This is a genomic window from Leisingera sp. ANG-M6 (genome assembly GCF_000813905.1).
Taxonomy (GTDB): Bacteria; Pseudomonadota; Alphaproteobacteria; order Rhodobacterales; family Rhodobacteraceae; genus Leisingera.
In genome coordinates this window covers 40378-59069 of record NZ_JWLG01000016.1, presented here as the reverse complement: position 1 = coordinate 59069, position 18692 = coordinate 40378, and the positions used below count along the sequence as shown (strand labels likewise).

Sequence of the window (18692 nt, the reverse complement as noted above, 5' to 3'; positions counted from 1 at the left end):
TTTGGTCCGAAGCGGACCTATTGTGTGTCCTGTTTCCCGGCCGCCTAAAAAACCGGTTCCTGCCCTGTGCAACGGCGTATATCCTTCTAATCTCAGAACAAGGGCGGCAGCCAAGCCGCTGCAGAGCGATTGGGGAAAGGGCAGTTCATGCGCATTGCGATGATTGGCACCGGCTATGTCGGACTGGTGTCCGGCGTCTGTTTTTCGGATTTCGGCCATGACGTGATCTGCGTCGACAAGGACGCGGATAAAATCACCCGGCTGAACCGGGGCGAGGTGCCGATCTACGAGCCGGGCCTGGATCAGCTGATGGAGAAAAACGTGGCGGCCGGCCGTCTCAGCTTCACCGATGATCTGGCGGCGGCGGTCGACGGGGCGGAGGCGGTGTTCATCGCCGTGGGCACCCCGACCCGGCGCGGCGACGGCCATGCCGACCTCACCTATGTGATGGCGGCGGCAGAGGAGATCGCCGGGGCGCTGACGGATTACGCGGTGGTGGTGACCAAATCCACGGTGCCGGTGGGCACCAACCGGCAAGTGAAACAGGTGATCGCCAAGGCCAAGCCGCAGGCCGATTTCGATGTCGCCTCCAACCCGGAGTTCCTGCGCGAAGGCGCCGCGATCGAGGATTTCATGAAACCCGACCGGGTGGTGGTCGGCGTCCAGAACGAGCGCGCGGCAGAGGTGATGGCGGAGATCTACCGCCCCCTCTATCTGCGCGACTTCCCGATCCTGACCACCGACCTGGAATCGGCCGAACTGATCAAATACGCGGCCAATGCGTTTCTGGCCGCCAAGATCACCTTCATCAATGAAATCGCCGGCCTCTGCGAGCGGGTGGGGGCGGACGTCAAGGAAGTCTCCCGCGGCATCGGCTTTGACGGGCGGATCGGCAACAAGTTCCTGCATGCAGGGCCGGGCTATGGCGGCTCGTGCTTCCCGAAGGACACCGCGGCGCTGGCGCGGATCGGCCAGGACCATGCCTTCCCGCTGCGCATCACCGAGACCGTGATGCGGGTCAATGACGAGGTGAAGCTGCGGATGGTGGAGAAGCTGCGCGATGCCTGCGAGGGGTCGTTCAACGGCAAGACCATCGCGGTGCTCGGCGTCACCTTCAAGCCCAACACCGATGACATGCGCGAGGCGCCAGCCCTCACCATCGTGCCCGCATTGGTCGGCGGCGGCGCCAAGGTGCGGGTGGTGGACCCGCAAGGAAGGTCCGAGGGCGAGGGGCTCTTGCCCGGAGTCAAATGGGAGGAGGATCCCTACAAGGCGGCACAGAACGCCGACCTGGTGGTGCTCCTGACCGAATGGAACGAGTTCCGCGCCCTGGATCTGAAGAAACTGGCCCGCAAGATGCAGACCCCGCGGATGGCGGACCTGCGCAATATCTACTCTGCCAAATCCGCCAAACGGGCGGGTTTCGAGACCTATACCTCGGTGGGACGGGGGGATGCAAAATAGGTCCGGTGCGGACCAAATGTTTCGCGCGCGAAACATTTGGTCAATCATACTGACCTAATATCAGGCTCTAACAAGGCAAAAAGAAGGGCGCGGAAACCGCGCCCTTTGCTGTTTTATCAGAGTCTGATCAGAGCTTTTTCAGCCAGGCCTCCAGCTCTTTCACCAGCGCGGCGCTGACGGCCTCGCCGCTGATTTCGATCTTCTGCTCGCCGGGGGTATAGGCCAGCCGCACGCCGCGGCGGGGGGCGGGCAGGATGATCCGCTCGCCCGGCATGGCAGCGTCCCAGTCGCCGGCGCCGCGCACCCGCGGGCCGCTGACCAGCGGCGGCACCGGGGATGCCGGGGGCAGGGAGTTTTCCGCTTCCCGGCCTGCATTCCGCTCCTTAACCTGGGCCGCCAGTTGCTCCAGGGTCGGCGGGGCAGGGGGTGTATCAGGCTCTAACTTGGGCGTTTCAGCCGCCTCTCCCTCCACCAGGCGGGTCAGCACCGCCAGCTCTGCCTCCGGGGTGCTGCGGTCGGCGGCCTGCAGCGCGGCGGTGGCGCGTTCCGCAAAACCCTCATCCGCCTCGATCGCCCGCACCAGCGCCAGGCCCAGCTTCTCGCTGATCGCAGTGGGGTAGAACAGCACCGCATCCAAGGCTTCCACCAGGGTGACAAAGCTTCCGATCTTGGAGCGCTTGGCGCGGGTCGCATTGCCGAACAGAGCCTGCAGCGCGTATTTGCGGCGGGTGAAGACGCCTTCCTTACAGGCGCGCACCGCAATCCGGGCGCGCTCGTAATGGGACAGGTTCACCCGGATCTCGTTTTCCTCGACCATCGCCACATAAGCGCCTTCGGCGCTGTCCGGGTGGATCACCAGCGCCTTCAAGGTGGCGAATTGCGGGTCTGAAGTCTCTTCATAGAGCCTGCGAAGCGCGGTCAGGCGGCGCCAGCCGGAGATGAGGCCATGGGTGCGGCCACCGAATGTATCTTCCAGCGGCACCACTTCTGCCGGGGTCTGCTGGCCGCGGGCGCGGATCGAGTCCATGAGCGATTGCAGCTCTTCCTCGTCCTGCTCGATGCGGTCGCGCACCAGGTGGTTCTCGTCGATTGCCGCCAGCGGCAGCTCCTCGATCATCAGCCCCTTGGCGCGGGCGTTTTCCAGGACGCCGCTGAGTTCCTGCAGCGCCGCCTGGGCGGACGCATCCGAGGCCACCTGGGCAATCGGCGCGGCACCGACGCTGGACGGGGTGCCAAGCGCGGGTTTGCCGGCAGGCGCCGCTGACAGGTAATCACTTTGCGCCGGGGAGAGCCGTTTGCGTTTTGCCATGATCCTCGTGCCTCTTTCCGGTTGGGGTGCTCACTCTACCCCAAATCTCTTGTTAGGGCCTTAGCCCGCCGCGCGCTGTTCGGCCTCTTGATGCAACACCTCGCGCCGCCAGACGCCGATCAGCAGCTTCTTGAAGGCGGCATAGGTCTCGTCAAAGGTCTCGCGCCCTCTCGCATAGGTCTCGCGGTTGAAGTCGCGGTAGTCGGCCTCGTAGATGCCGCTCACCTGCTCCCCCGCTTGACCGATCAGCGCGGTGAAATCCTGCTTATGGGGCGACAGCACCCGGCCCATATAGGCCTGCATCAGCGCCGCCAGCTCGCCCTGCTGGGCGCCGTCGTAGCGGGTGATGACGGCGCGCACCGCATCCCATTCGAAACTGAGGCCGGGGCGGCCGAGGGCGCGGGCGGCCAGGTTCTCACCCTCCTCGATGCTGGCAAAGGTGGAATGCAGCATGTCGAAGAAGCGGCCCGTCGAGTCGAACTCCAGGAAGGACGCGCCCATCGGCACCAGGAGGATGTCGGCCGCCGAGAGGCCGTTGATGGTCAGGTAGCCAAGCGCGGGGGGCGTGTCGATGAAGATCACATCATACTGGTCCAGCACCCCGTCGGCCTCCAGCCGTTCGGTCAGCGCATCCCACAGCTTCCAGCTGCGCGCCGCCATCCGCCAGACCGGGATCTGGAACTCGGCCCAGTAGAGGTTCAGCTGGGCGCCGATCAGGTCGATGTTGGGCCAATGGGTTTTCTGAATGACGTCCTGCGCCGTCATCTCCATGGCCGCGTCCAGCGCCTCGTCCAGCGGCTGCGGGGCGTCGCCGCGGTCGAGGCGGCGCTGGTTCTCCAGCCGCAGATGCTCGCCGTAGTGGCGCGCCAGCAGCGGAAAGGCGGTCTGCCATTCGTCGTCCACCTTGCCGCCGAAGATCGAGGTCATCGAGCCCTGGCTGTCCAGATCAATGACCAGCACCCTGTAGCCGTCCAGTGCCGCCGACATCGCCAGATGCGCCGCGGTCGAGGTCTTGCCGACGCCGCCCTTGAAGTTGGCCACCGCCACCATTTTGGCGGGCAGCCCTTCGGGACGGTAGGGGGTGTAGTCCTTGGCCTTGGACCCTTGCGCGGCAAAGAAGGCGCGCAGGCGCAGCACCTCATCCAGGGTGAACCATTTGGCGCCGCCCTCGGTCTCACTGCGGCCCTGGGGCAGATCGGGGTTGGCCTTCAGCACCCGGCGGAAATGGGCCTGGGCAACCGGGATCAGGTAGCGGGTGATCTCCCAGGTGGAGAACAGGCGCAGCTCCTTGCGGCCTTCCTCATTGAGGCCCCGGCTGGCGAGGTCGGCGCGGCCTTGCGCACAGGCGCTTGCAATCTCGGCAAAGCCTGCGGTGCTGGTGGGGGCATCAAGCTCTGCCAATGCGGCGTCCGGGTCGATGCTGAAATAGGGGGGGAGGCTGCTGCCTGCCTTGTGGATATCTCTGGCCATGAGGATCTGCCTGCTGTCCTTGGACCTCTGCGGCCCAGCTCATGTGAAGTGCTTATGGTTCTGCTCTGCAGCCCCTATGTGCTGCCTTTTTACCAGAATACCCAAAAACACGGCACATGGAAGAAAAATGCGCATCCCCCTTGGTTTTTCTAAGCAAATCCAGCGGTTGCGGCAGGGGAAAGCGGGGGTGTTTCAGGGCGTGCAAAAAATTCTGCCCTGTTAAATATGGGTTATTTATTAGTTACAGGGTAAGCGTGACTCGCGCAAAGCCCTTTTTTCATGGGGGATCGGGGCAGATTCCGGGGGAGGGATGACTCTGAAACCCCGTTGAAATGACTCCGAACCCCCGATCAGACGATTCCGAACCCCCGTTGCGGGGGCATGTGGATAACCCTAGGGTGAGTGTAATCAAAACCACGATAAACGAGTCGCACGGGATCGGCAGAATTCCGGCGGCGTGCAGAGCAGATACGGGCAGGCAGATGGCAGCAGAGCTGACAGCGGAAGGGATTCCGCCAGAGGGGCAGGGGGACTTTTTCCTCTGCGATATCTTCGGGGCGATCCCCAAGAATGATCTCGCATCGATGGAGCATCCGCTGTTCTCGCTTGGCACACGGCCGGACCGGCGCATTCTGAACTACCAGCACAATGGCGCCGAGATCACCGTGACCCCCTCGGTCAAGGGGCTGGCGACGATCCATGACAAGGACATCCTGATCTTCTGCATCAGCCAGCTGATGGCGGCGCTGAATGCCGGGCGGCAGGTGAGCCGGGTGCTGCATCTGAAGGCGCATGACCTGCTGGTGGCCTGCAACCGCGAAACTTCCGGCGATGCCTACCGGCGGCTGCGCGAGGCGTTCGAGCGCCTCGCAGGCACCCGCATCACCACCAATATCGTCACCGGCGGCCAGGAGGTGACCACCGGTTTCGGCCTCATTGAGAAATGGGAGATCGTGCGCAAGGCGCCGGCCGGCAAGAAGGGTGCCGGCAAGATGGTCAGCGTCGCGGTGACGCTTTCGGACTGGCTGTACCGCGCGGTCTTGTCGAAATCGGTGCTGACGCTTTCCCGCGATTACTTCCGGCTGAGGAAACCCTTGGAGCGGCGGATCTACGAGCTGGCGCGCAAGCATTGCGGGCGGCAGAACAGCTGGCAGGTCTCGGTGGAGACGCTCTTGAAGAAATCCGGCTCCGCCAGCCCGCGCCGGGTGTTCCGCAAGATGATCCGCGACATGATCGAAGCGCAGCCCTTGCCCGATTACGCGCTGGAGGAGCTGGAGGGTGATATCATCCGCTTCAGCCAGAAGGCGGCAGTGACCGAGGCGGTGCTGAATGCGCCCAGCCTGAAACCGCAGACGCTGGAGGAGGCGCGCGCGCTGATCCCGGGTGCCGATGCCTATGCGCTGGAGGCGGAATGGCGCGCCATGTGGGTGCGGTCCGGCAGCCCGCGGCTCAGGATGCCCGATGCGGCGTTTCTGGGCTGGGTCCGCAAACGCGCCGCGGAATAGGCGGCGGCCGCCCCCCGGGACTCACCGGGGAATTGGGTATTTGAAACCAGAAAGAAGCGGCCGGGCAGGGTGCCTTGCCGCTTCTTTCTGGTCTTAAATACCCGCGCCGCAGGCCGCCGCTTTTGCTGGGAAAGCGGCGTTCGGCCCCGCTTGAAAAAGGGTCAGCATGATTGACCAAATGTTTCGCGCGCGAAACATTTGGTCCGGTCCGGACCTATTTGCGGGCCGCGGGTTTTGCTGCAGCGCCGGGCGCAGAACGGATCAGGCCCGCTCCGGCACATGGCCGGAGCGGGCCCGGTCAGGCGGGCGGCCCTCCCCCCTGGGCCGCTGCCTTTCCTGCCGCCGCCCGGTCGGGGGGCGGCGGGTGTCTGTGCGGTTCCCGCCTCAGGTATCGCCTTCCTTCAGCGCCTGCGACATGCTGGCGAGCACCGGGCTGATCAGATAGTTGGCCAGGGTCTGGCGGCCGGTTTCGATCATTGCCTGGGCCGGCATGCCGGGCAGGGTCTTCACATTGGGCAGGGCCGCCAGTTCCGCGTCCTTGATGCGGATATGCACCGGGTAGTAGGTCTCGCCGGTGGCCCGGTCGGTGGTGGTGCCGGCCGCGACCATCACCACTTCGCCCTGCACAGGCGGGGTGGAACGGAAGCTGTAGGCGGTCAGCGAGACCCGCGCCTGGCTGCCCATCGACACCTCGTCGATGTCCGCCACTGCAACCCGGGTTTCCACCAGGAGGCCTGCATCCTCGGGCATCAGCTCCAAGAGGGTGCGGCCGGGATCGACCACCTGGCCCAGGGTGTTGATCTCAAGCCCGACCACCCGGCCGCTGCGCGGCGCGCGGATGGTCAGCCGCTCCTCCACATCGCGGGTGGCATCCAGCCGCTGGCGCAAGTCCAGCACCTCTTCCTGCACCTCCAGGCTCTGGGCGGCGATCCGCGCCACCCGGTCGCGGCCGGTCTGCAGCAGCCGCTCTTCCATCTCGCCGATCTGCTCCAGAACATTGCCGCGGTCGCTTTCCAGCGCGCCGAGGGTGCCCAGGAGGTCGCTTTGCTGCATCTGCCGCTGGCTGATGCGGGTTTTCGGCACCAGGCCCTTTTCGAACAGGCCGGTCAGATCCGCCAGCTCCGTCTGCACCAGATCCAGCTGCTCCTCGGTGGCGCGGATGCGGGCATCGCGGCCCTTGAGCTGGTCGCCCAGCTGGGTGATGCGGCCCTGGATGATTTCGATCTGGCCCTGATGCAGCGACTGGTTGGAGGCCAGCAGGTCCTGCTGCACTGCCACCAGCCGTGCCAGTTCCGGCGCCGCGGTGATCAGCCGGTCCAGCTCGGCGCCGGGCTGCAGGGTATCGGCCCCTGCCAGATCAGCCTCCAGCCGCGCCTGCTGCGCCAGGGCGCTGGCCAGCTGGCTGTTCAGGATCGACAGCTGCGCCTGGATCCGGCGGCCGTCGAGCCGGGCGATCACCTGGCCTTCGCGGACGCGGTCGCCTTCATTCACATTCAGCTCGCGCAGGATGCCGCCTTCGAAATGCTGCACCGCCAGCCGGTCGCCGGCCACGTTGAAGCTGCCGCCGGCCACCACCGCGCTGGTCAGCTCCGCCTTGGAGGCCCAGAACACCAGCCCGCCGAACAACCCGAAGCCGCAGACCACCAGCCACAGCACCAGCTGGCGCACCCGGGTGGGCGGGTGCTTGGGCAGCGGGATGTCCTGGCCGGTCCCTGCCGGCATCAGGTCGCGGAAGCCGTTCTGCAGCCCGTCCGGGCTTGTGCTGCTGCGGGCCGGGGTGCGGGTCTCTTGCTTGACCAGGCTCATGCGCTTTCTCCTTCAGCCGGAGGGATCCGGTTGTCCTGGTCCGCCGGGCCCTTGCGGTGGCGGAACGGGGCGATCTTGGGGTCGTCGGGATGCGCCGGGGCGGCCGCCATCGGCTGCGCCGCCGCCTCGATCACCTGGCGGGCCTCGCCGAAGCGGGCCAGGCGGCCGTCCTGCAGCAGCGCCGCATGGCTGACCCGGCGCAGCAGGCTGAGCCGGTGGGTCACGGCCACCACCGCAGCGCCGCGGGCGCAGGCTTCCTCGATGGCGCAGGCCAGCGCCTCTTCGCCCTCGGGGTCGAGATTGGCATTGGGCTCATCCAGGATGATCAGCTTGCGGTCGCCGAAGAAGGCGCGCGCCAGGCCGATGCGCTGGCGCTGGCCTGCGGACAGGAACTCGCCGCGCGGGCCGACCTCGGCGTTGTAGCCGCCGGGCAGCGCCAGGATCATCTCATGCACCTGCGCCAGCTTGGCCGCCGCCACCACATCGGAGGGTTTGGCGTCCGGGTCCATCAGCGCGATGTTTTCAGCCACCGTGCCCTGGAACAGCTCGACCCGCTGCGGCAGGAAGCCGACATGCTGGCCGATCTGCGCCGGATCCCAGTCCGAAAGCGCGGCATCGTCGATGCGGATATGGCCGCGCACCAAGGGCTGCAGCCCTGCCAGCGCATGGGCCAGGGTGGTCTTGCCGGCCCCGGAGGGGCCAATGAGCCCCAGCGACTGGCCGGGCTTCAGCTCAAAGGAGATGTCCATCAGCAGCGGGTCCGGGCGGCCGTGCAGCACCACGGTGGCGTTCTCCACCGCCAGCCGGCCTTCCGGCTCCGGCAGGGTGAGCCGCTCCGGCGCGGCGCCGAGATGGGCCAAGAGGGTGTTGAGCCGCCCTTGCGCGCTGCGCGCCTTGAGAAAGCCGCGCCAGCCGGCGATCGACTGTTCCACCGGCGCCGCGGCGCGGCCCAGCAGGATCGAGGAGGCAATCATCAGCCCCGGGGTCAGCTGGTTGTTGATCACCAGCACCACGCCGACGCCCAGCACCGCGATCTGCAGCCCCATGCGCGCGGCCTTGGCCAGCGAGGTGATCAGCGCCACCCGGTCGGTGGCCAGCGTGTTGAACAGCAGCGCCGAAAACGCCTTGAGCTGCCAGCGCCCGATCAGCGGGCCGGTCTTGCCCATGGCGCGGATCAGGCCTGCGTTCTGCATCATCTCGGAAACCGCGGCATTGGTCTCGGTGGCCTGCTTGCCGGCTTCATCCATCGGCTTGCGGGCCAGCATCTCGTTGAGCAGCGCCAGGCTGAACAGCACCGCGATGCCCGCCAGCGCCACCATCCCCAGCACCGGGCTGAACATGAAGATCAGCGCCAGGAATATCACCGACCAGGGCGCGTCCAGCAGCGCCAGGAACACCGGGCTGGTGACAAAGCTCCTGAGCTCCTGGATGTCGCGGACCGGTTCCGCCTTGCGCAGGGCCGGCGGCAGTTCGCCGTTGATCATGCCTTCCAGCACCACCGGGCTGAGCCGGGCCTCGAGGCGGGAGCCGAGCCGCGCCACCAGGCGCTGGCGCAGCATGTCGAAAATAAAAAAGAACACCAGCGCGATGCACGCGCCGGTGGTGAGAGCAATCAGGGTTGGAATGCTGCCCGAGGCCATGACCCGGGCAAACAGTTGCAGCATGTAGAGTGGCGCTGTCAGGATCAGGAGGTTCACAAAGATGCTGGCGGTGAAGATGGCTGCCAGCACACCCCTTTGTCCGTCGAATACCCGTTTTGTCTTCATTGTCGTTGCCCCCCGGCTGCACGAAGTGAAGTTGTAAAATCTGGAGGTCAGCGCCCTGGTCCAAGGATGCAATCCTTGGCCGGGGACCAAATCGCTGTCCTGAACCAGGGCTGGACGGGCCCGGAGCAAACCCCGGGCCCGCCGTTCCTATAGCTCAGGCACCGTAGTTGAGGTGGCCCCAGATGTTGTCGTAGCTGTCATCGAAGTCGTCAGCTGTGACCACACGGATCGCTTCATAGCTGCCCGCGTCGCCGCTGGAGACCGCGTTGATGCCGACACCGCCCCATGGGTTGGTGTCATGGCCCAGCGAGGAGAACGGCGCTTCGTTGCCCTGCAGGTCCTTGATGGTGACCCAGGCGCCGCCCACTTTGATCTGGGTATCGCCGCCGGATTCGGAGACCTGTGCGTGGCCGCCAACACCGTCCGGTCCGCCATTGAGCTTCTCGAAGGCATCCTGCGCCGAGATGTCGCCGTGGACACGGAACAGCAGCACGTCATGATCCTCGTCGATGTCGAAGTCATGAATGGTGTCATGGCCATCGTTCGACGTGAAGCTGTAGCCGTCCCACTTCAGATCGATGATGAAGACGTCCTTGCCGGTGCCGCCGGTCAGCCAGTCGTCGCCGGTGCCGCCTTTCAGCCAGTCGTTGCCGGCGTTGCCGAACAGCTTGTCGTTGCCGGAACCGCCATCCAGGAAGTCGTTGCCGAAGCCGCCGTAGAGGGTGTCGTAGCCCTCTTCGCCATAGAGGCAGTCCTTGCCGGTGTTGCCATAGAGCTTGTCGTCGTTGTAACCGCCCTTGAGCACGTCGCCGGCTTTGCCGCCATACAGCGTGTCTTCGCCTTTGCCGCCATCGATGAAGTCCTGGCTGCGGCCGCCCATCAGCTTGTCGTCACCGTCGTCGCCGAAGATCACGTCACGGCCAGTGCCGCCGCTGATGTAGTCGTCGTTATCGCCGCCGTGCAGCGTGTCATCGCCTTCCTGGCCGAAGATCTTGTCGTTGCCGGTGCCGCCAAAGGCCTTGTCGGCATCATCGCCGCCCTTGATGGTGTCGTTGCCGGAGCCGCCTTTCAGCAGGTCGTGGCCGTCTTCACCATGCAGGCAGTCATGGCCGTCATCGCCGGACAGCTTGTCGTTGCCGAGGCCGCCTTTGATGATGTCCTCGCCGTCGCCGCCGCTGACCACATCATTGCCGGTCTGGCCGTAGATGACGTCATTGCCGCCTTCACCGAAGATGGTGTCGTTGCCGGAGCCGCCGCGGATCACGTCGTGGCCTTCGACCTTCTCGCCGTTGTCTTCCGGCTCGTAGCAGTCCGGGCAATCAACCGGCTTCATCTTGTGGCCGCCGCCATGCTCGGTGGACGCCGTGGACGGTTCCTGGTCATCGTCGTCGCAGCAGCGCCAGTCAACATAAGGCATCTCGTAGTGGTCGCTGCCAAGATTGTCGGCCCGGTCGCCGAAGATCAGGTCGCCCTGGGCGCCGCCTTCCAGCACATCATTGCCGGTGCCGCCGCGCATGGTGTCCTTGCCGGCGCCGCCGTTGACGTCATCGTCGCCTTCGCCGCCGCCCATCACGTCGTTGCCGCGGCCGCCCTGCATCAGGTCGTTGTCTTCCTCACCGAACATGGTGTCGTTGCCGCCCTGGCCGTCCATGGTGTCTTCACCGGTGCCGCCCAGCATGCAGTCGTCGCCATCGACCTCGCCGTTCTTGTCGCCGGTGCCGCTGTCGGCGCCGAAGTCAAGATCGTCGCCCTGGCCCTGGCGTTCATCGCCGAACATCTCGTCGTCGCCGGAGCCGCCGATCACCAGGTCGTCGCCGAGGCCGCCGGACATCCGGTCGTTGCCCTGCTGGCCGTTCATCCGGTCATTGCCGTCGCGGCCGTACATGGTGTCGTTGTTGTTGGAATGGTCGTGGTCCAGATTGCCGTAGAGGTCGAACTGGCCGTCGTCGCCCCACATGCAGTCGTCGCCGCCTTCGCCATCCATGCAGTCGTTGCCGTCGTTGCCGTAGAGGTAGTCGCCGGCATCGCCGTCGCCTTCCGGCTTGCCTTTGCCGTAGTGGTCATAACCCCATTTGTCGTCGCTGCCGCCGCGCATGCTGTAGTCGCCGTCGGCATCGTCGCCGAAGATGTGGTCATCGCCGTCGCCGCCGAACACGGTGTCGGCGTCCAGGCCGCCCAGCAGGGTGTCGTTGCCGGTTTCGCCGTCGATGTAATCGCAGCCTTCCTCGCCGTCGATCCAGTCATCGCCGTCGTCGATATAGACCGTCTTGTAGACCGGCACCTGATATTCTTCCCAGGTGTCGTAGTCGATCTTGGTCTCGTAATAGGCCACCACCTTCTCGTAACGGCCCTTGCCGTCGCCGTCGCCGCCGAACAGCTTGTCGTTGCCGGTGCCGCCCTTGATCTTGTCGTCGCCGTCCTGGCCTTCGATGTAATCCTGGCCTTCTTCGCCATCGAGCTTGTTGTTGCGCTCGTTGCCGTAGATCGCGTCATCGCCGGCCCCGCCGCGGGCGTTGTCTGCCGCATAGTGGTCGTTCAGGTTGATGACGTTGCCGCCGCCGTCGCCCTGTTCTGTGGCGCCGTTGTTGTAGTTCGGATCATTCTTGTCCTTGGAGAACTCGATCCTGCACTCCGGATCACAGACTTCCCACTCAGGATTCTGGTCTTCAATACCCATGGTAAACTTCCTCCTCGTTAAAATGCGGGGCGGGGCTGCGGGCGGATGCCCGGGGCCGCGCCCCCGCCGGTGCCGCGGCCCTGGAAGGAATTCCCCGGGGGGCCGCTGGCGCAAAAAGGCGAGATCATGCCTTCTGGGAGTATTGCAGCGCATCCGCGCCGCAGCGGATGCCCCCAAATGGGGACAAAATGCCGATTAAAGGCCGGGCAGCTGCCAGCCGGTGCGGCTTTCGGCAGCCGCGGCAGCGGCCTGGGCCATTTCCTGCAGGGGGGCGTGCCAATAAACCCCGGCCGCCAGACCGGCGGCGCCCAGCAGGAGCGCGGCCGCGGCCAGCCCGCGGCGGCGGCGCGGCGGCGGCGCGGCCTGCGCCAGCGCCTCGGCCACCGCGGCCTTCAGCACCGGTTCGAACTCGATCCTGAGCGCCCCCTCCATCCGGTTCACCGCGGTTTCCAGCTGGTCGATGCGGGCGGTCAGCGCGGCGCGGTCGGCCGCGGCCTTCTGCGCGTGGCGCTCGCCCAGCCCCTCGTTGAGGGTGGTGAACATCTCGGCGATGCGCTTGTGCAGCGCCACCAGGTCGGCCTGGGCCGCCAGCGGCTCGCCGCCCTGGCGCAGCGCGGCGGAGATCTGCGCCAGCACCGCGTTGCTCAGCCGCGGCGGCTGCACCGGCTTGTCCTGGGAATTGCCCTGGGGTTTGTCCTGTGCGGGCTGCTCCATCCGGGCCGCTGCGGCCTGGGCCTGCGCGGTTTGGGGCTGAGCTGTCTGAGCCTGAGTTGCCTGGGCCGGCGCGGGCGGGCCCTGGAACGGGGTGTCCTGTGCCATCTTGTTCATGACGCTCTCCCCAGCGAGGCCTGCCAGGTCAGCCGCTGCGCCATTTCAGCCCGGCCGGGGGCCTGCATCTTGGCCAGCACCCGCTTGGCATAGGTGTTGAAGGTCTGCACCTTGAGGCCGGCGATATGCGCCGCCTCGCGGTTGGAGAGCCCGAGCTGAATGAGCGCCGCCACCCGCGCTTCGGCCGGCGACAGCCCCATTTTCTGGGCCAGCATCTCGATGCGGCGGCGGTCGGGCTGGCGCGGCAGGATCGCCACCACCAGCGGCTGGCCGGAGCCGGCGCAGCGGTAGCGGGTCAGCGACACCGGCAGCCGCATGCCGCTCTTGCGGTCCTCCAGGAACAGGATCAGCTCCTGCGGGCCGCGGGCACTGCCGCGGCGCGAGCGGGCGCATTCGGCGACGGCTGCATAAAAGCCCGCGGTCTCGCCGGGGCGGGCGCAGCTGAGGCGGCCGGACTGGTCGCTCAGCAGGTCGCCGCCATCCAGCATGTCGCGGCCCGATTCATTGCAGTGCAGAAGGCTGCCCTCGGCATCGAGCACCAGCACCGCGCTGTCGGTCTTCTTGGAGACGGTCCACAGCAGCGCGCTGGTCACTGCCGCCTGGGTTTCGCCGGCCAGCTCGCGCAAGCTGTCCTCGCGCAGCACCGGCCAGATCGCCTGCAGGATGTCGCCGCAATGGGCATCATGCGGGCCGCCTTCGAGGCGCAGCGCGATCAGGTCCTCGCTGCCGTCCTCGAAGCTGCAGGTGAACATGGCCCAGCCGCGCCCAGCCGCCAGCTCCGCTGCCAGCTCAGCCAGCTGCGGCTGGTCTGCCGCGGCCAGCTGTGCGGCCAGCATCCGCGCCGCGGCGCCGCCGGGCTGGCGGGGGCGGAAGGCGGTGGCGCTGCCGGGCTGCAGCTGGCGCCGCAGCACCGCCGCGGCGGCGCTGGAACAGGCGCCGCCCAGGCTGTCGTCGCTGGTCAGCACCGGGGCATGCCGGTGGCCGGGCTGGACCAGGGCCAGATGTGTCAGGGATGAGATTTGCCTCTGGAGAGACCGCGTGAAAAACAACCTGCCCGTTTGCGAAACGGACGCACTCAACATAACCATGTTGCCCCCCGGCATGACATAATGAATGTCTTGAGGGTAGCACTCTGGCGTCAGGGTCAAACCGGGCATAGGGGGTACGCCAAAGGCCGGGCGGCGCTGCGGCCTTTGGCTGGGCGCCCGGGCAAAATACCACCATGGGGGTAGCTGCCGGGGCCGGAAGCGGCGAATCGCTGAAACCTGAGGTTGTGATTCCAAAAAGTACGAATGTCTTAAAATTGTAGAAATTCAATCGGAAACACTGCGTTTCCGCTTTGGGGACAATGCCAAGGGGGTAGGGCGCCGGGGGCAGATCGCGTGAAAAAACAGGCCAGTAGGGCGGGGCAGGCCCCGGAGCCAGCCCTGCCGCTGCCAAAAAGCACTGCTCCGGGAGGGGAAGTTTCTTAACAATAAAGGCTGGATTCGCTACGGTTTATCCACAGCAATGCGCATCTGAAGTGTTTGAATGCCGGCGTGCGCTGCCTGGTCCGGGACGTTTTTTCCGGGTGTGTTCTGTATTTATCACGATCCGGAAACGGCGGCGCGCGGGCGCTGCCGGGGCCCAGGCGGCGGCAAGCAGGTGAGTTGTGTTCCGGGGTGTGCCGGCGCATTGCAAATCCGGCGGTCTGCGGGGGTGGGCCAGCCGAAACAGCACGCTCCAGGGGGACGGGCCGGAGGCAATTTCCGGCATGTTACGAGTAAAGGAGTTTTGGATGCCTGTGCACGTTGTGGGGGAAAGCAGGCTTCTCAGGGACATGTTTCTGACCATCTGTGAAGCAAACGACTATGAGACCGGGCGCTGCTGCGGCGCCCTGGCGGAACTGCCGCAGCTGCCGGAGCGCGACATGGTGCTGTGCTACAGCCATGCGGCCGGCGCGGAGCTGCAGCAGGAGCTGCAGGCCTTCCGCAGCCGCAACGGCGCGGTGCCGCTGATCCTGATCACCGGCGACGGCTGCCCGGCCTCGGCCCAGATGCAGCTCAGCCAGTATGCCGAGGCGGTGATCCCGGAGCGCAAATCGGCCGGCGCGCTGATTGCGGCGCTGCAGGTGGTGCAGGATGGCTACCGCATCGTGCTGTCCGCCGCAGCGGCGGCAGGGCCGGTGCCGGAGATGCTGAACGGGGCGGAGCCGCAGGCGGCGGCACCGGCCCGCCAGGACGTGCGGCACGGGCTGTCGGACCGCGAGCAGCTGATCCTGGCCAAGCTCACGGAAGGCGCCACCAACAAGAGCATCGCCAATGAACTGGGGATCTGCGAAGCCACGGTGAAAGTGCATCTGCGCACCTGTTTCCGCAAGATCGGCGCCAAGAACCGCACCCAGGCGGCGCTCTGGGCCTCCGAGCAGCTGCCGCCGCAGGCGCACCGCCACTGAACGGGCTGCGGGCGGCAGCGCCAGACATGCAACAGGCGCCCCGGCCCATGGCCGGCGGCGCCGCTTGCCGGATGCGGGCGGGGCCGGGGCCCGCCGCATCCGGCCGGTGCGCCAACCCGGTGCGCAAAAGTTTTCGAAAACTTTTGCCAAGACTTTTCGAAAAGTCTTGGGTGCCGCGCGCGGCGTTTGTTTGCTGAGAAGCGCTTGAGCGGCAGGTCTGCCTCTCAAGACGCCTTGCCCATTTTGGGACACGCCCGTTCCGCCTCAAGGCCAAGCCGCTGCGCGGCGGCTGCGCCGGTCTTGACCCGGAACAGGCGGAAACGGCCTGAACAGAGCCTGATCCGCCGCACCTCCGGCTGGACTTTTATTCTCCGTGCCTCCGGCTAGACTTTTATCCTCCGTGCCTCCGGCTAGACTTTTATCCTCCGTGCCTCCGGCACGAGCGCATTGATCTGCGCGATATGCTCCGGCAGGCAGCGGGTCAGGAAATCATATGTCTCCACCACATGGGCGCGGGCGGCGGGGCCGATATGGGCGTAAGCGCCAGGATTGGCCAGCACATCCGCCACCTGATCGGCCAGCGCCTCCGGGCTGAAGAAATCAACCAGCAGCCCGGTCTCATTATGGGTGATCGCCTCGCGCACCGGGGCGACATCCGCCGCCACCACGGTGGCCTGCATCGCCATCGATTCCAGGAGCGACCAGCTGAGCACAAAAGGCATCGTCAGATAGATGTGGCAGCGGCTGATCTGGATGATCCGGGTGAGGTCGTCATACGGCACCTTGCCGAGGAAATGCACCCGGCTCCAGTCGACGCTATCGCCCAGTTCCTCCTCCATCTCGCCGCGCAACCCGCCGGGGTGCTTGCTCTCGGCGCCATAAGAGGTCTCGTTGCCGCCGATCATCAGAATGCGCGCATTCGGGCGCTGCGCCTGGATCCGGGGCAGGGCGCGCATCATGATGTGGAAGCCGCGGGCGCGCTCCATGTTGCGGGCAATGTAAGTGACCACCTCGTCGTCGCGGGTAAGCGGCCTGTCCAGCCGCCCGAGGCTGACCGAGGCCGCCGGATCGGGGCCCAGCCGGTCGGTGCGGATGCCGTCATGGCAAAGATACATGCGGTCATGGAAGCTGGCCGGAAAACGGTCGCGCTGCCAGATGGTGGGCACATGGCCCAGGTCCACCTGCTCAATGCTGGCGTAAGGCACGGAGTTGCGCGCCTCGGCAAAGAAATAGGCCTGGTCGTTGGCCGGGTTTTCCGGGTCGAACCCGACCAGCCCGCCGGTTGTCTGGTAGAAATACTCGAAGAAGCCGATCACCGGCACATCGGGGTAGGGGTCCTTGATGAACATCAGCTCGCCCCAGCCGGTGTGGCCGATGATGATGTCGGGGGTGAAGCCCGCATCCCGCAACTGCCGCGCCGCCAGCGCCGCGCCAAGGCCCGCGCCGGCCGCCGCCTCCCAGTCCTTGGAGAGGCCGAAGGCGTCTTTTTCCGGGGTGCGGAAGGGCTTGTAGACCACGGTTTTGATGCCCGGGAGCTGCACGCCCCCGCGCTGGGTCAGAAAGACGATTTCATGGCCGCCCTGGGCGGCCAGCCAGGGGGCCAGCTCGCGGTACTGGCCGGGCATGTTCTGATGCACAAACAGGATTTTCATGGGGGTATGCTTGCCGGGGCGGCGGCGGGGATGCAAGCGCGGGAGGCAGGCGCGGGCAGGGATCTGCCGCGGCTGTTGCCCTGCCGCCAGCGCGGGGCTAGGAGTGGCAAAGGCATGAATGCGATGACGCGGAGACAGGAATGCAGGTTGAGGAAACGGGGCTGCCGGGGCTGAAGGTGCTGACACCGGCCCGGTTCGGCGATGCGCGCGGGTTTTTCAGCGAAAGCTGGAACCGGCGGCGGATGCAGGAGGCCGGGATCGATCTGGATTTCGTGCAGGACAATCATTCGCTGTCGCGCGAGCCCGGCACGTTGCGGGGCCTGCATTTCCAGGCGCCGCCCGCGGCCCAGGACAAGCTGGTGCGCTGCGGCCAGGGCGCGCTGTTTGATGTGGCGGTGGACATCCGCAAGGGATCGCCGTCTTACGGGGAATGGTTCGGCATCGAGCTGAGCGCGGAAAACGGCAAACAGCTCTTGGTGCCCAAGGGCTTCCTGCACGGCTTCATCACCCGGGTGCCCGATACCGAGGTGGTCTATAAATGCACCGATTACTACGCGCCGGACTGCGACGGCGCGGTGGCCTGGGACAGCTGCGGCATTGATTGGGAATTCGAAGGCACCCCGGTGCTGTCCGGGAAAGACGCCGCAGCGCCGGCGCTTGCGGATTTCGCCAGCCCCTTTGTCTGGGAAGGATAAGCCATGAAGCTTCTTGTGACCGGCGGCGCCGGCTTTATCGGGTCTGCCGTGGTGCGGCTGGCCATCGCCCGCGGCCATCAGGTGGTGAACCTCGATGCGCTGACCTATGCCGCCTGCCTGGAGAATGTGGCGGAGGCGGCGCAGAGCCCGGACTATGCCTTTGAACAGGCCGATATCCGCGACCGCGCCGCATTGGACCACGTGTTTGAGACCCATAAACCCGACGCGGTGATGCATCTGGCGGCCGAGAGCCATGTGGACCGCTCGATCGACGGGCCGGGCGATTTCATCGAGACCAATATCACCGGCACATTTAATATGCTGGAGGCAGCCCGGAAGTATTGGATCCAGGCGGGCAAGCCGGAGAGCTTCCGCTTCCACCATATTTCAACGGATGAGGTCTACGGCAGCCTGCCCGCGGATCCGTCGGTGCAGTTCACCGAAGAGACATCCTACGATCCGCGCTCGCCCTATTCGGCATCGAAAGCGGCGAGCGACCATCTGGTGCGGGCCTGGGCTGAGACCTATGGCCTGCCGGTGGTGCTGACCAATTGCTCCAACAACTACGGGCCCTATCACTTCCCGGAAAAGCTGATCCCGGTGGTGATCCTCAATGCGCTGGCGGGCAAATCGCTGCCGATCTACGGCGACGGCTCCAACGTGCGCGACTGGCTCTATGTGGAAGACCACGCCGATGCGCTGCTCTTGGTGGTGTCCGAGGGGCGCGTGGGGCGGTCCTACAATATCGGCGGCGAGAATGAGCGGTCGAACCTGGAGCTGGTGAACACGCTGTGTGAAATCCTGGACGGCAAACGCCCGCGCGCAGACGGCAAGTCCTACAAGGACCAGATCACCTTTGTCAGTGACCGCCCGGGCCATGACGCGCGCTATGCCATTGATCCCAGCCGCATCCGCGAGGAACTGGGCTGGCGCCCCTCGGTGACGGTGGAGGAAGGGCTGGAGAAAACCGTGCAGTGGTATCTCGACAACGAGGCCTGGTGGCGCGCCCTGCAGGACCGCGACGGGGTCGGCCAGCGGCTGGGAACGGGGAAGTGAGCGCGGCCGGGCAGGCGCCTCCCTCTGTTC

General features: G+C 66.0%; 13 protein-coding genes. 5 read left to right on the top strand and 8 right to left on the bottom strand.

All coding sequences use genetic code 11. The annotated features are described in order from the left end of the window. Positions 1 to 147 precede the first annotated feature (147 nt). The gene (locus tag RA24_RS15060) at positions 148 to 1464 is read left to right on the top strand and encodes a UDP-glucose dehydrogenase family protein (RefSeq protein ID WP_039192598.1); all 1317 of its coding nucleotides are present in this window, start codon (positions 148 to 150) and stop codon (positions 1462 to 1464) included. Between the two features lie 127 nt (positions 1465 to 1591). On the opposite strand, the gene RA24_RS15055 is transcribed toward RA24_RS15060, so the two are convergent. Together RA24_RS15055 and RA24_RS15050 are read right to left on the bottom strand one after the other, a co-directional pair. Then, on the bottom strand, positions 1592 to 2773 hold the full coding sequence (locus tag RA24_RS15055; RefSeq protein WP_039192595.1) for a ParB/RepB/Spo0J family partition protein: 1182 nt from the start codon (positions 2771 to 2773) through the stop codon (positions 1592 to 1594). Positions 2774 to 2833: 60 nt separating this feature from the next. After that, on the bottom strand, positions 2834 to 4243 hold the full coding sequence (locus tag RA24_RS15050; RefSeq protein ID WP_039192593.1) for an AAA family ATPase: 1410 nt from the start codon (positions 4241 to 4243) through the stop codon (positions 2834 to 2836). A 482-nt stretch (positions 4244 to 4725) separates the two neighbouring features. Here RA24_RS15050 and RA24_RS15045 point away from each other — a divergent pair, with 482 nt between their 5' ends. Continuing rightward, positions 4726 to 5748, top strand: a complete 1023-nt coding sequence (locus RA24_RS15045; protein WP_039192591.1) for a replication initiator protein A — start codon at positions 4726 to 4728, stop codon at positions 5746 to 5748. 384 nt (positions 5749 to 6132) lie between these two features. Here the strand turns inward: RA24_RS15045 and RA24_RS15040 are convergent, their stop codons facing one another. The 5 genes from RA24_RS15040 to RA24_RS15020 all read right to left on the bottom strand — a co-directional run bounded on the left by RA24_RS15040 (position 6133) and on the right by RA24_RS15020 (position 13790). Next, on the bottom strand, positions 6133 to 7554 hold the full coding sequence (locus RA24_RS15040) for an HlyD family type I secretion periplasmic adaptor subunit (protein ID WP_039146674.1): 1422 nt from the start codon (positions 7552 to 7554) through the stop codon (positions 6133 to 6135). After that, positions 7551 to 9320, bottom strand: coding sequence for a type I secretion system permease/ATPase (locus RA24_RS15035; RefSeq protein ID WP_052254328.1), 1770 nt, complete (start codon positions 9318 to 9320; stop codon positions 7551 to 7553). The genes RA24_RS15040 and RA24_RS15035 overlap by 4 nt, the downstream gene beginning before the upstream one ends. A 154-nt stretch (positions 9321 to 9474) precedes the next feature. Beyond that, positions 9475 to 11997 carry a calcium-binding protein gene (locus RA24_RS15030; RefSeq protein ID WP_039192589.1) on the bottom strand — a complete coding sequence of 841 codons (2523 nt, stop codon included), beginning with the start codon at positions 11995 to 11997 and terminating at the stop codon, positions 9475 to 9477. A gap of 195 nt (positions 11998 to 12192) precedes the next feature. Then, positions 12193 to 12825 carry a hypothetical protein gene (locus RA24_RS15025; protein WP_052269606.1) on the bottom strand — a complete coding sequence of 211 codons (633 nt, stop codon included), beginning with the start codon at positions 12823 to 12825 and terminating at the stop codon, positions 12193 to 12195. Continuing rightward, positions 12822 to 13790, bottom strand: coding sequence for a helix-turn-helix transcriptional regulator (locus tag RA24_RS15020; RefSeq protein WP_241480950.1), 969 nt, complete (start codon positions 13788 to 13790; stop codon positions 12822 to 12824). Before RA24_RS15020 ends, RA24_RS15025 begins: the two co-directional genes overlap by 4 nt. Positions 13791 to 14602: 812 nt before the next feature. Here RA24_RS15020 and RA24_RS15015 point away from each other — a divergent pair. Beyond that, entirely contained in the window at positions 14603 to 15259 is a 657-nt protein-coding gene (locus RA24_RS15015) for a helix-turn-helix transcriptional regulator (RefSeq protein ID WP_029204671.1), read from the top strand. 410 nt (positions 15260 to 15669) lie between these two features. On the opposite strand, the gene RA24_RS15010 is transcribed toward RA24_RS15015, so the two are convergent. Beyond that, positions 15670 to 16911, bottom strand: a complete 1242-nt coding sequence (locus RA24_RS15010) for a glycosyltransferase family 4 protein (RefSeq protein ID WP_039192586.1) — start codon at positions 16909 to 16911, stop codon at positions 15670 to 15672. A 140-nt stretch (positions 16912 to 17051) separates the two neighbouring features. Between RA24_RS15010 and rfbC the strand changes: the two genes are divergently transcribed. Continuing rightward, on the top strand, positions 17052 to 17606 hold the full coding sequence (rfbC, locus tag RA24_RS15005; protein WP_019294850.1) for a dTDP-4-dehydrorhamnose 3,5-epimerase: 555 nt from the start codon (positions 17052 to 17054) through the stop codon (positions 17604 to 17606). A gap of 3 nt (positions 17607 to 17609) precedes the next feature. Beyond that, positions 17610 to 18662 carry a dTDP-glucose 4,6-dehydratase gene (rfbB, locus tag RA24_RS15000; RefSeq protein ID WP_039192584.1) on the top strand — a complete coding sequence of 351 codons (1053 nt, stop codon included), beginning with the start codon at positions 17610 to 17612 and terminating at the stop codon, positions 18660 to 18662. Positions 18663 to 18692: the final 30 nt, after the last annotated feature.

Excerpts from the sequence above, each read along its gene's own strand:
- RA24_RS15060 (WP_039192598.1), top strand. The coding sequence starts at position 148 with ATGCGCATTGCGATGATTGGCACCGGCTATGTCGGACTGGTGTCCGGC.
- RA24_RS15055 (WP_039192595.1), bottom strand. The coding sequence starts at position 2,773 with ATGGCAAAACGCAAACGGCTCTCCCCGGCGCAAAGTGATTACCTGTCA.
- RA24_RS15050 (WP_039192593.1), bottom strand. The coding sequence starts at position 4,243 with ATGGCCAGAGATATCCACAAGGCAGGCAGCAGCCTCCCCCCCTATTTC.
- RA24_RS15045 (WP_039192591.1), top strand. The coding sequence starts at position 4,726 with ATGGCAGCAGAGCTGACAGCGGAAGGGATTCCGCCAGAGGGGCAGGGG.
- RA24_RS15040 (WP_039146674.1), bottom strand. The coding sequence starts at position 7,554 with ATGAGCCTGGTCAAGCAAGAGACCCGCACCCCGGCCCGCAGCAGCACA.
- RA24_RS15035 (WP_052254328.1), bottom strand. The coding sequence starts at position 9,320 with ATGAAGACAAAACGGGTATTCGACGGACAAAGGGGTGTGCTGGCAGCC.
- RA24_RS15030 (WP_039192589.1), bottom strand. The coding sequence starts at position 11,997 with ATGGGTATTGAAGACCAGAATCCTGAGTGGGAAGTCTGTGATCCGGAG.
- RA24_RS15025 (WP_052269606.1), bottom strand. The coding sequence starts at position 12,825 with ATGAACAAGATGGCACAGGACACCCCGTTCCAGGGCCCGCCCGCGCCG.
- RA24_RS15015 (WP_029204671.1), top strand. The coding sequence starts at position 14,603 with ATGCCTGTGCACGTTGTGGGGGAAAGCAGGCTTCTCAGGGACATGTTT.
- RA24_RS15010 (WP_039192586.1), bottom strand. The coding sequence starts at position 16,911 with ATGAAAATCCTGTTTGTGCATCAGAACATGCCCGGCCAGTACCGCGAG.
- rfbC (WP_019294850.1), top strand. The coding sequence starts at position 17,052 with ATGCAGGTTGAGGAAACGGGGCTGCCGGGGCTGAAGGTGCTGACACCG.
- rfbB (WP_039192584.1), top strand. The coding sequence starts at position 17,610 with ATGAAGCTTCTTGTGACCGGCGGCGCCGGCTTTATCGGGTCTGCCGTG.